This is a genomic window from Rhizobium sp. 01L410 (assembly GCF_056400165.1).
Map to the genome: position 1 here is coordinate 19,385 of NZ_JBFTST010000002.1, position 11,691 is coordinate 31,075.

The 11,691-nt window shown below is 60.2% G+C and carries 10 protein-coding genes; 6 read left to right on the plus strand and 4 right to left on the minus strand.

The annotated features are described in order from the left end of the window. Window positions 1-5: 5 nt before the first annotated feature. The 4 genes from AC1DV9_RS04635 to AC1DV9_RS04650 all read right to left on the minus strand — a co-directional run bounded on the left by AC1DV9_RS04635 (window position 6) and on the right by AC1DV9_RS04650 (window position 3,921). On the minus strand, window positions 6-794 hold the full coding sequence (locus tag AC1DV9_RS04635; protein ID WP_112386946.1) for an ABC transporter permease: 789 nt from the start codon (window positions 792-794) through the stop codon (window positions 6-8). Then, on the minus strand, window positions 791-1,684 hold the full coding sequence (locus tag AC1DV9_RS04640; RefSeq protein ID WP_112515849.1) for an ABC transporter permease: 894 nt from the start codon (window positions 1,682-1,684) through the stop codon (window positions 791-793). The genes AC1DV9_RS04635 and AC1DV9_RS04640 overlap by 4 nt, the downstream gene beginning before the upstream one ends. Before the next feature lie 70 nt (window positions 1,685-1,754). Further along, window positions 1,755-2,858 carry an ABC transporter substrate-binding protein gene (locus tag AC1DV9_RS04645; RefSeq protein ID WP_477940180.1) on the minus strand — a complete coding sequence of 368 codons (1,104 nt, stop codon included), beginning with the start codon at window positions 2,856-2,858 and terminating at the stop codon, window positions 1,755-1,757. 190 nt (window positions 2,859-3,048) lie between these two features. Beyond that, window positions 3,049-3,921 (minus strand): MurR/RpiR family transcriptional regulator, encoded by an 873-nt coding sequence (locus AC1DV9_RS04650; RefSeq protein WP_477946416.1) that lies wholly within the window; start codon window positions 3,919-3,921, stop codon window positions 3,049-3,051. Window positions 3,922-4,136: 215 nt separating this feature from the next. Between AC1DV9_RS04650 and AC1DV9_RS04655 the strand changes: the two genes are divergently transcribed. From AC1DV9_RS04655 to AC1DV9_RS04680, 6 genes are all read left to right on the plus strand, one after another. Further along, window positions 4,137-4,910 (plus strand): N-formylglutamate amidohydrolase, encoded by a 774-nt coding sequence (locus AC1DV9_RS04655; protein ID WP_477946418.1) that lies wholly within the window; start codon window positions 4,137-4,139, stop codon window positions 4,908-4,910. Between the two features lie 117 nt (window positions 4,911-5,027). Continuing rightward, complete coding sequence (locus AC1DV9_RS04660) at window positions 5,028-6,575, plus strand: amino acid permease (RefSeq protein WP_477946420.1); 1,548 nt, start codon at window positions 5,028-5,030, stop codon at window positions 6,573-6,575. Window positions 6,576-6,726: 151 nt separating this feature from the next. Next, window positions 6,727-8,097 (plus strand): glutamine synthetase family protein, encoded by a 1,371-nt coding sequence (locus AC1DV9_RS04665; RefSeq protein ID WP_477946421.1) that lies wholly within the window; start codon window positions 6,727-6,729, stop codon window positions 8,095-8,097. Between the two features lie 107 nt (window positions 8,098-8,204). Further along, window positions 8,205-9,590 carry an aldehyde dehydrogenase family protein gene (locus tag AC1DV9_RS04670; protein WP_477946422.1) on the plus strand — a complete coding sequence of 462 codons (1,386 nt, stop codon included), beginning with the start codon at window positions 8,205-8,207 and terminating at the stop codon, window positions 9,588-9,590. Beyond that, a complete protein-coding gene (locus AC1DV9_RS04675) occupies window positions 9,587-10,738 on the plus strand; it encodes an iron-containing alcohol dehydrogenase (protein WP_477946423.1) in 1,152 nt (383 codons plus the stop codon). The genes AC1DV9_RS04670 and AC1DV9_RS04675 overlap by 4 nt, the downstream gene beginning before the upstream one ends. Before the next feature lie 231 nt (window positions 10,739-10,969). Beyond that, a complete protein-coding gene (locus AC1DV9_RS04680) occupies window positions 10,970-11,683 on the plus strand; it encodes a ParA family protein (RefSeq protein ID WP_112386953.1) in 714 nt (237 codons plus the stop codon). The last annotated feature ends 8 nt before the right edge of the window (window positions 11,684-11,691 follow it).

Genomic DNA, 11,691 nt, shown 5'->3' on the forward strand with positions numbered 1-11,691 from the left:
ATACCTTAAGCCTTGGCCGGACGGGCTTTGCCGAAGCGGGAGACGAGATTGAGCAAGCCCATGCTGAGCCAGGTGATGGAGAAGGCGATCACGGCGAGCGCCGACGGCTCATAGGCCTTGTTGGCACCGACGAGCTGCAGGTAGGGACCGAAGGCCGGACGGTTCAGCAGGGCGGCAAAGGTGAATTCGCCCATGACGATCGCCAGTGTGATGAAGGCGCCCGAGAGCACACCGCTCATGACGTTCGGGAAGATGCACTTGAACATGATCGTCGGCCACTTGGCGCCGAGGCTTTCGGCGGCTTCCGTCAGCGTCCGCACATCGATGGCGCGCATCGCCGTATCGACGGAGCGGTACATGTAAGGCAGCGACAGCGTGATGTAGGCGAAGACCAGCAGCACGTTGGTCCCCATGGTCGAGCCGGTCAGCGGCAAGATCGACGAGGAATTATACAGACGCAGATAGCCGAAGACGATGACGATCGCCGGGATAACCAGCGGCAACAGCGTGATGAACTCGATGATCTGGCGCATCTGCGGCACGCGCAAGCGAACCCAATAGGCTGTCGGCACGACGAGCAGCATGCCGAAGATGATGGTCATCAGCGCCATCAGCATCGAATAGCCGAAAGTCTGCTGGAACTGGGCATCGGAGAAGACCGACTTGTAGGCATCGAAGCTGTAGCCGTCGCGGCGCATGCGCAGCGAGAACTCGAGCGTGCCGAGAAGCGGAACGATGAAGTAGGTCGCACCAATGATGATGGCGAACCAGGCGCCGATACGAGAACCCTTCATTTCTGCCACCGTTCAGCGCGCATGCGCAGCATGAGGTAAAGAACGTTCGACACACCTGTGATGACGATCATGCCGAGCGCGATCGCGTAGCCGAGGTTGGCGTTGTGCAGCACGTCGCCGCGGATCTGTGCGTAGAGCAGGATCGGCACGATGTTTAGCGAGGAGCCGGTCAGCGCATAGGCCGTGGCGATGGCGCCGAAGGCGTTGGCGAACAAGAGCAGCGTGGTGCCGAGCAGGCTCGGCCACAGGATCGGCAGGGCGACCATCGTCCAGTACTGGCGATTGGTGGCGCCGAGGATTTCGGAGGCCTCGCGCCATTCCTTCTTCATGCCGTCGAGGGCCGGCGTCAGGATCAGCACCATCAGCGGGATCTGGAAATACATGTAGGTGATGGTCAGGCCGAAGAAGGACAGCAGGTTGAAGCCCGTGCCGTAGAGATTGAAGCCGAACCAGTCACGCAGGAAGATGGTGACAAGGCCGGTGCGGCCGAGCGTCGCCAGGAACGAGAAGGCGAGCGGGATGCCGGCGAAATTGGAGGCAACGCCCGAGAAGGTCAGCAGCGTGCCGCGCACCCAGGAGGGCAGGCCGCCGAGCACCACGGCCCAGGCAAGGAAGAAACCGATGAGCGCGCCGCCGAGAGCCGATGCGACGGAAACCCGGATACTGATCCAGTAGGCGTTCATGATCGAGGGCGTGAAGAGATCCGAGATGTTCTTCAGCGTGAACTGACCATCCGGAGTGAAAAAGGCGCCGATGACCAGATAGAGCGTCGGGATGATCAAAAACAGCAGCGCGAAGATGATGAAGGGCGCAATGCCGAGCCAATCCACCACGCGATCGCGGTTGAAGAATGGGGCAGTGCTTGCCACAGGCGCAGTCACAGTGCTCATGGAAGCTATCCGGGGGCGTCGAGGTGAAAAAGAGCCTCCCCGCCGGATGGGCGGGGAGGCGTGGCAGATATTACTGAACGTTGGCGCCGACGACGCTATCCCACTTCGTGGTGATAGCAGCCTTGCCCTTGTCCTGCTCGTCGAGCGTCGGGAAGACGGCCTTTGCATAGCCTTCAGCCGGCGGCAGCTTGTCGAGCAGTTCCTTCGGAACCTTGCCCTTTTCGGCGAGGTCGTTGAAGCGGATCGGGTGGCAATAGCCCTTCAGCCATCCGAGCTGACCTTCGTCCGAATAGAGGTATTCCATCCAGAGCTTGGCAGCATTCGGGTGCGGAGCGAAAGCCGAGATCGCCTGAACGTAAACGCCGGCGACAACGCCAGACGTCGGAACGACGACTTCAACCGGCGGGTTGCCGTTCAGGCTGTCGCGCCAGGAGAGACCGTTGTAGTCCCATGCGACGACGATCGGGGTCGAACCCTGAGCGAGCGAAGCGGACTTGCCGATAACCGGAACGAGGTTGCCGGCCTTGTTGAGTTCTGCGAAGTAGGAGAGACCTGCTTCACCAGCCTTCGTTGCGTCCTTTTCGCCGGCAGCGAGGCCAGCAGCGTAGACGGCCTGAACAGCCTGGTTCGAAGCGCGCGGGTCACCAGCGAGCGAAACCGAGTTGGCGTATTCCGGCTTCTTCAGGTCGGCCCAATCCTTCGGGACGTTCTTGACGATGTCGGTGTTCACGACGAACGAGAGAACGCCGTAGTAATCGCCGTACCAGTAGCCGTCAGCGTCCTTTGCGGAGTCCGGAATGGAATCCCAGGTGGAGACCTTGTAGGGCTGGATCAGGCCATCGGCCTTGGCAGACGGGCCGAAGGAGAGACCGACGTCGATGACGTCAGGAGCCTGCGGGCCAGTGTTGCCCTTGTTGGCCTTGATGGCTTCGATTTCGTCGCCCGAACCAGCGTCCGGGTTCAGTTCGTTGACTTCGATGCCGTACTTGGCCTTGAAGCCTGCGATGACGTCGCCGTAACCGCACCAGTTGTGCGGGAGAGCGATGGTCGTCAGCGTGCCTTCCTTCTTGGCGGCAGCGATGAGGTCGGCGCTCGGTTCAGCCGCGGCAATCGCAGTCGAAGCTACGACGATCGCAGTAGAAAGCGAAAGCAGTCGAGAAATGTTAGAGATCACTGTTGTTCTCCTTCGGTTTTCAGTGGTCTGGCGAAGCTGTTACTGACGTTGCATGAAGCTTGTATGACAGCCGCGTGACGTTAATTTTTCTTATGATTGCAGGTGCTTGCGGCCGCTGTCTTGTTTGCGACGCGCTATTCTATTTTATCTACGCCCTCATTGATTTCGTTTAGTCTTGCCCCTTTCCCTCTCAACCCAGCTTGCGGAAGAGCCTGGTCTGTTCAAACAGGCCCTCCAGCGTTTTCATGCGCCCCTTCGTTTCGTCCCATGTCGAGCTCTGGACGGCTTCGATCAGGGCCTCGACGATGAAAAGGGTAACGACGGAAGAGTCCCAGGCCGACGGTGCCTCGATCTGGACGCGGAACGCGTGCCTTGCGAGCTTGGCGGCGGGAGATCCCCATTGGTCCGTGAAGACGATGATTTCAGCACCGCGCTTGCGGGCGGCCTGCGCCAGGCTCACCATCTCCTGCTCGTAGCGGCGGATATCGAAGATGATCAGCAGGTCGCCGGCATTCATGTTGAGCACGTATTGCGGCCAGCTCGACGAATTCGAGGAGAGCAGGGCGGTGTTCGGCCGGATGACCTGCATGTGAGTGAAAAAGTACTCGGCCAGCGCGCCGGTGATGCGGCCGCCGACGAAATAGAGGCCGCGCTTGCGGTCAGACAGCAGCGACGCGACGTTCTCGAAGGTTGCCGTGTCGAGATCGGTCAAGGTCTGGCGCAGGTTGCCGATGATGGCATCGGCGAAGCGGTTGAGGATATGCGTGCCCGGCGCATTCGAGGCCCAGCGGTCGTGCTTGGCGATCGGGTTGGAGATCGTCGCTTCGACCTCCTGATGCAGATGTGCCTGGAAATCCGGATAGCCCTTGAAGCCGAGCTTCTGCACCATGCGCACCACCGTCGGCGTCGAGACGCCGGCATTTTCCGCAATGGTGGTGATGCTGCCCAGCCCGGAGACTGGGTAGTTGTCCAGCAGACTTTCAGCCAACTGCTTCTCGGCGCGCGTCAGCGCGTCGAAATGCGAGTGGATGACGTCCGAGACCGTCTTCGACGCGGCGTTCACTCGATCATGCTCCCCGGGAATGGCTTGTTTTGATCCCGACGCTTTCCCTTTGCGTCAGGTGCCACTTTCCCACTCAAAGTTAACAACGCTGTCACAATCCATGTCAACTACTGTCATGAAAAGAAATTTTCAGGATGCGCTTGACAGTGTGGAGAACCTGAAGAATTCTTTTCTTATTAATTTTTTATAAAGCCATCTGGCGAGGCGTTGCCCCCGTGCTCACTGAACTGAAGGTGCTAAACGAAGCAGAAGGAAGTTGCGTCAGCATCGAGCGGCGCGACGGCAAGAGCGCGCTGCTGATCATCTGCGAGCATGCGTCGCGAACGCTGCCTGAACGCTATGGCGATCTCGGCCTTTCGAAGGATGCGCGGGAGAGCCACATCGCCTGGGATCCGGGGGCTTTGGCGGTTGCGCGCGGTATTTCCGCCGCACTTGACGCAACGCTCGTCTCGCAGCGTTTTTCCCGCCTGATCTACGATTGCAACCGCCCGCCGGAAGCGCCGGGCGCGATGCCGGAGAAGAGCGAGATCTATCCCATTCCGGGCAACCAGAATCTCGGCGCGGAAGAGCGCAAGGCTCGCACCGAAGCGCTGTACATTCCTTTTCACGATGCCGTGCGCAGGCTGATCGCGGAGCGAAAGGCGAGGGGGCAGGAGACCGTCGTCGTCACAATCCACAGCTTTACGCCTGTTTTCAACGGCAAGCCGCGTGCAGTCGAGCTCGGCATCCTGCACGATGCCGACAGCCGCCTGGCAGACGATATGCTTTCAGCTTCGGCTGACGCGCCGCTCTACAAGACAGAACGCAACGAGCCCTACGGCCCTCAAGACGGCGTGACGCATACGCTGATCCTGCACGGGGTTTCCAACGGGTTCCGCAATGTAATGATCGAGGTCCGAAACGACCTCATCAAGGACGATGCCGGTCAAGGGGTCATGGCCGACTATCTCTCAGGGCTTCTCCAGCACTGTCTGGAAGGCTCGCACTAAAAAAGAAAACGGCCCCAGGGAGCAGCTTTGCTGCGGACCGCCCGATGGCAAATGCCACGGGCAATTTGGCACAAGATCGACCGCAATCCCGCGGCCGATCGGGAACAGGGGGAAGTCATGTCTGACTATACCGATCTGGATAAGAAGCAGGACATGAGTGTCTTGCATTCCATGGGCTATGCCCAAGAACTTGAACGACGCATGAGCTCGTTCTCGAACTTCGCAGTCTCGTTTTCGATCATTTGCATTCTCTCCGGCGGCATCAACTCGCTGGCTCAGGCAACGGCAGGTGCCGGTGGCGCGGCAATCGGCATCGGCTGGCCGATCGGTTGCTTCGTCTCGCTCGTCTTCGCCGTGGCGATGGCGCAGATCAGCTCTGCCTATCCGACGGCCGGCGGCCTCTATCACTGGGGTTCGATCCTCGGCAACCGCTTCACCGGCTGGCTGACCGCCTGGTTCAACCTGCTCGGTCTGGTCACCGTTCTCGGCGCCATCAATGTCGGTACCTATTACTTCTTCATGGGTTCCTTCGGCACCAGCTATTTCGGCCTGACCGATACGACTGTCGTGCGTATCGTCTTCCTGATCATCATCACCGGCGCACAGGCTCTCGTGAACCACATGGGTATCGGCCTCACCGCCAAGCTCACGGACTTCTCGGGCTATCTGATCTTCGCAACGGCCATCGTGCTTTCGGCCGTCTGCCTTTTTGCAGCCCCGTCCTACGAAATCGGCCGCCTGTTCACCTTCGCCAACTATTCCGGCGAAGCTGGCGGCAATGTCTGGCCGGCGACATCGGGCACCTGGGTGTTCCTGCTCGGCCTGCTGCTGCCGATCTACACGATCACCGGCTATGACGCTTCGGCGCATACGTCCGAAGAAACCGTCAAGGCGGCACATTCCGTGCCGCGCGGCATGGTTTCCTCGGTGCTGTGGTCGGCGCTGTTCGGTTACATCATGCTGTGCTCGTTCGTCCTCATGCTGCCGAACATGGACGATGCCGCAAAGCAGGGCTGGAACGTATTCTTCTGGGCGATGGACGCGCAGGTGAATCCTCTCGTCAAGGACATCCTGTACTTCGCAATTCTCGTCAGCCAGTGGCTGTGCGGTCTTGCAACGGTCACCTCGGTGTCGCGCATGATTTTCGCCTTCTCGCGTGACGGCGGTCTGCCGACTTCCAAGGCGCTTGCCAAGGTCAGCCCGAAATACCGTACGCCGGTTGCTGCGATCTGGACGGGTTCGATCCTCTCGGTCCTCTTCGTCTGGGGCTCTTCGCTCGTCTCGATCGGCGATACGCCGGTCTATACGATCGTCGTCTCGTGCACGGTCATCTTCCTGTTCTTCTCCTTCGCAATCCCGATCACGCTCGGCCTCTTTGCCTGGGGTACGTCGAAGTGGGACAAGATGGGCCCGTGGAACATCGGCGAGGGCGCCTTCAAGCTGTTCGCGGTGCTGACGGTCCTGGCGATGATCCTGATCTTCGTTCTCGGTGTTCAGCCGCCGAACGGCCCGGCTCTCTACGTTACGGTCGGCTTCCTTGTCCTGGCCGGTATCGTCTGGTTCGGCTTCGAGCAGCGCCGCTTCAAGGGTCCGCCGATCGGCGACGAAGTGGCACGCCGTCAGGCAGAAATCGCTGCTGCCGAAAAGGCCGTGGGCGAACACTAAGGCCAGAGGCTTCCCTCTCGAATGGCGGGGCCGCGGCGCACGCGGCCCCATCCCCGGTTCAATGAAAAAGCATCAGGCGGGCTTCGTCTCGCCGCTGCATGCCCTTTCGTTGTTCCGAAATCGCAAAATCAAAAATTCAGGCGGGTAAATCATGACCACCAGCTACACTCTCGACGATCTCAAGAAGGACGTGGCCGAGGGCCGCATCGATACCGTTCTGGCGTGCCAGATCGACATGCAGGGCCGCTTGATGGGCAAGCGCTTCCAGGCCGAGTATTTCCTCGACAGCGCCTGGAAGGAAACCCACAGCTGCAACTATCTCGTCGCCACCGACATGGAGATGGAAACCGTCTCCGGTTACAAAGCGACCAGCTGGGAGAAGGGTTACGGCGACTATACGATGAAGCCTGACCTTTCGACGCTGCGGCGCATTCCGTGGCTCGAAGGTACGGCCCTGGTGCTCTGCGATCTGCTCGATCATCATACGCATGAGGAAGTGGCACATTCGCCGCGCGCCATCCTGAAGAAGCAGGTGAAGCGTCTGGAAGCGATGGGCATGAAGCCGTTCATGGCCTCGGAACTGGAATTCTTCCTGTTCGACCAGACCTATGAATCCGCGCATGCCTCGGGCTATCGCAACCTGAAGCTCGCCAGCGCCTATAACGAGGACTACCACATCTTCCAGACCACCAAGGAAGAAGAGGTGATGCGGGCGATCCGTACCGGTCTGCAGGGCGCCGAAATCCCCGTCGAGAATTCGAAGGGCGAGGCCTCCGCCGGACAGGAAGAGATCAACGTTCGCTATGCCGAAGCTTTGACGATGGCCGACCGCCATACGATCATCAAGAACGGCTGCAAGGAAATCGCCTGGTCGAAGGGCAAGGCCATCACCTTCCTTGCCAAGTGGCATTACAATGCCGCCGGTAGCTCGTCGCATATCCACCAGTCGCTCTGGAGCCTCGATGGCAAGAAGGCGCTGTTCTTCGACGAGAAGGGCAGATACGGCATGTCGCCGTTGATGGAAAACTACGTCGCCGGTCTTCTCGCCCATGCAAGCGAGATCACCTATTTCCTGGCGCCCTACATCAATTCATACAAGCGCTTTATGGCCGGCACCTTCGCGCCGACCAAGGCGATCTGGAGCAAAGACAACCGCACCGCCGGCTACCGCCTCTGCGGCGATGGCAGCAAGGCGATCCGCATCGAATGCCGCGTCGGCGGCTCCGACCTCAATCCCTATCTCGCCTTCGCGGCGCTGATTGCCGCAGGCATCGATGGCATCGAGAACAAGCTTGAACTCGAAGCACCCTTCGTGGGAGATGCCTACGGCGCCCGCAAGGTTCGCGAGATCCCGCGGACGCTGCGAGCGGCGACGACGGTGATGACCAAGTCAAAGATGCTGCGCAGCGCTTTCGGCGACGATGTCATCGACCACTACACGCGCGCTGCGGAGTGGGAGCAGGAAGAATATGATCGCCGCATCACCGATTGGGAAGTGGCGCGCGGTTTCGAGAGAGCATAAGAGGCGTATCGAAGGCGGATGCAATAAACGCCACATGATCTCCATATATCCGGAGATGGTGGTGGCTGCGTCCGCCATAAGGTCGCGAAAAACATAGGATGAAGATCATGGCAATGATCCAATGCATATCACCGGTGGACGGATCGGTTTACGCGGAGCGTCCGGCGCTTTCGCTGGAAGCGGCGAAAGAAGCCGTGGCGCGGGCGCGCAAGGCGCAGAAGACCTGGGCGAAGCGCCCGCTCGAAGACCGCGTTCAGCTGGTGCTGAAGGGTGTCGCGCGTCTCAACGAGATGTCGGACGTCGTCGTGCCCGAGATCGCCTGGCAGATGGGCCGTCCCATCCGTTATGGCGGCGAGTACAAGGGCTTCAACGAGCGCTCCAATTACGTGGCCTCGATCGCTGCCGAGGCGCTGGCACCGCTGGTGGTCGAAGAGAGCGACAAGTTCGAGCGCCGCATCGAGCGCGAAGCCCATGGCGTCGTTTTCGTCGTGGCCCCCTGGAACTATCCCTATATGACGGCGATCAACACGATCGCTCCGGCGCTGATGGCCGGCAACACCGTCGTTTTGAAGCATGCGTCGCAGACGCTGCTGGTTGGCGAGCGCCTCGTGCAGGCTTTCGTCGAGGCTGGTGTCCCTGAAGATGTCTTCCAGAATGTCTTCCTCGATCACCAGACGACCTCGGCGCTGATCGCGGCCGGCAGCTTCAATTTCGTCAACTTCACCGGTTCGGTCGAAGGTGGACGTTCGATGGAGCGCGCGGCAGCCGGCACCTTCACCGGTCTCGGCCTTGAGCTCGGCGGCAAGGATCCGGGCTATGTCATGGAAGATGCCGATCTCGACGCTGCCGTCGATACGCTGATGGATGGCGCGACCTACAATTCCGGTCAGTGCTGCTGTGGTATCGAGCGCATCTATGTGCACGAGTCGCTCTACGACAGCTTCGTCGAGAAGTCGGTCGCCTGGGTCTCGAACTACAAGCTCGGCAATCCGCTCGATCCTGAAGCCTCGCTCGGCCCGATGGCGCATAAGCGCTTTGCCAAGGTGGTGCGCGATCAGATCGCCGATGCGATTTCCAAGGGCGCCAAAGCGCTGGTCGATCCGAAACTCTTCCCGCAGGATGATGGCGGCGCCTATCTCGCGCCGCAGGTTCTCGTCAATGTCGACCACTCGATGGCCTTCATGCGCGAAGAAACCTTCGGTCCGGCTGTCGGCATCATGAAGGTCAAGAGCGACGAGGAAGCGTTGGCGCTGATGAACGACAGCCAGTACGGCCTGACGGCCTCGCTCTGGACCAAGGACGCGGAACGGGCAGGGCGGCTCGGCCGCGAAATCGAAACCGGCACGGTGTTCATGAACCGCGCCGACTATCTCGATCCGGCGCTTTGCTGGACCGGCGTCAAGGAAACCGGCCGCGGCGGCTCGCTGTCGATCATCGGCTTCCAGAACCTGACGCGTCCGAAATCCTACCATCTGAAGAAAGTCACAGCATGAGCAGCAATATCACAGCCAACTGGAGCTATCCGACAGCGGTCAAGCTCGGCCGCGGCCGCATCAAGGAGCTCGCCGACGCCTGCAAGAGCCTCGGCATGAAGAAGCCGTTGCTGGTCACCGACCGTGGCCTGGCCTCGATGGCAATCACCAAGAACGCGCTCGACATTCTCGAAGACGCCGGTCTCGGCCGCGCCATCTTTGCCGATGTCGATCCGAACCCGAACGAGAAGAACCTCGAAGCCGGTGTGAAGGCGTTCAAGGATGGCGGTCATGACGGTGTCGTCGCTTTCGGCGGCGGCTCCGGTCTCGATCTCGGCAAGTGCGTCGCCTTCATGGCAGGCCAGACGCGCCCGGTCTGGGATTTCGAGGATATCGGCGACTGGTGGACGCGCGCGAGCATCGAAGGCATTGCGCCGATCGTTGCCGTACCGACGACAGCGGGCACCGGCTCGGAAGTCGGCCGCGCCAGCGTCATCACCAACTCGGCGACGCATGTGAAGAAGATCATCTTCCATCCGAAGTTCCTGCCCGGCGTCGTGATCTCCGATCCGGAACTGACCGTCGGGATGCCGAAGATCATCACCGCCGGCACCGGCATGGATGCTTTCGCGCATTGCCTGGAAGCCTATTCCTCGCCGTTCTACCATCCGATGTCGGCCGGCATCGCGCTTGAAGGCATGCGCCTCGTCAAGGAATTCCTGCCGCGCGCCTACAAGGAGGGCACGGACCTCGAAGCCCGCGCCAACATGATGGCTGCTGCCGCCATGGGCGCCGTCGCGTTCCAGAAAGGCCTCGGCGCTATCCATGCGCTGTCGCACCCGATCGGCGCCGTCTACAACACCCATCACGGCATGACCAATGCCGTCGTGATGCCGGCCGTGCTGCGTTTCAATCGCGCTGTGATCGAAGAGAAGATCGCCCGTGCGGCGGCTTATCTCGGCATCGCCGGAGGTTTCGACGGCTTCTATGATTACGTGCTGAAGCTGCGCTCCGAACTCGGCGTTCCCGAAAGCCTCTCGGCGATGGGAATCGCACCTGACAGGATCGACGAATTGTCAGCGATGGCGATCGAAGACCCGAGCGCCGGTGGCAATCCTGTCACGATGACGCTCGAAAACACCAAGGCTTTGTTCAAGGATTGCTTCTGAGTTAACCAAGGCGGACCAACCAGCTGGCCCGGAAAGCACAGGCTTTCCGGGCTTTTTTTGTCTGCAAACATCCCAAATTCTTGGGATGTAAAAAATCCGGGCTGCAATTTCGGGTCGTCCGTTTAGATTTTGTTAACCACGATTGGAAAGGATGCATTAACCGCACGATGAATCGAAAAGTGCGTATGAGAGCGATAACCGGCTCGCCACTTTTCCCTTCGAGGACCTGATATGCCAGTCATTACTTTTGCAAATACCAAGGGCGGCGCCGGCAAGACTACGGCCGTGCTGCTGCTGGCGACCGAGCTTGCGCGCAAGGGGTATCGCGTCACCATTCTGGACGCCGATCCCCAGCATTGGATTTCCCGCTGGCATGAGATTTCCGGCAACGTGAAGAACGTCTCTGTCATCGACTTCGTCACCTCGGCATCGCTGCCGCTGCATATCAGCGAGAACAAGGCCAATACCGACTATTTCATCATCGATCTGCCGGGCGCGCGCAATCCGCTGCTTGCCACTGCCGTCGGTCTTTCCGACCACGTGCTGATCCCGATCCAGGGCTGTGCCATGGATGCCCGCGGCGGCGCGCAGGTTCTGGAACTGCTCCAGTATCTGGATGAGAAGGCAGGCATCAAGATCGGTCATTCCGTCGTCCTGACCCGCGTCAACTCGATGGTCACGACCCGCGCGCTGCAGCTGGTCAAGGCGCTGCTCAATGAGCGTCACGTGCCGGTTCTCGACACGGCGATCATCGAACGCTCGGCTTTCCGCGACATCTTCGATTGCGGCGGCACGCTCGCCACCATGGATGCGACCCGGGTCTCGAACCTCGAAAAGGCCCGCGAAAATGCTCTCTGTTTCGCCGAGGAAATGATGCGCAAGCTGCCGGTCAAGCTTCCGGTTGCGGCACGTCTTTCCGGCCTGCTGATGCGTGACGCGGCCTGATTTCACAA

Bases quoted from the DNA above. Each gene is read 5' to 3' on its own strand.
- AC1DV9_RS04635 (WP_112386946.1), bottom strand. From the start codon at position 794: ATGAAGGGTTCTCGTATCGGCGCCTGGTTCGCCATCATCATTGGTGCG.
- AC1DV9_RS04640 (WP_112515849.1), bottom strand. From the start codon at position 1,684: ATGAGCACTGTGACTGCGCCTGTGGCAAGCACTGCCCCATTCTTCAAC.
- AC1DV9_RS04660 (WP_477946420.1), top strand. From the start codon at position 5,028: ATGTCTGACTATACCGATCTGGATAAGAAGCAGGACATGAGTGTCTTG.
- AC1DV9_RS04665 (WP_477946421.1), top strand. From the start codon at position 6,727: ATGACCACCAGCTACACTCTCGACGATCTCAAGAAGGACGTGGCCGAG.
- AC1DV9_RS04675 (WP_477946423.1), top strand. From the start codon at position 9,587: ATGAGCAGCAATATCACAGCCAACTGGAGCTATCCGACAGCGGTCAAG.
- AC1DV9_RS04670 (WP_477946422.1), top strand. From the start codon at position 8,205: ATGGCAATGATCCAATGCATATCACCGGTGGACGGATCGGTTTACGCG.
- AC1DV9_RS04680 (WP_112386953.1), top strand. From the start codon at position 10,970: ATGCCAGTCATTACTTTTGCAAATACCAAGGGCGGCGCCGGCAAGACT.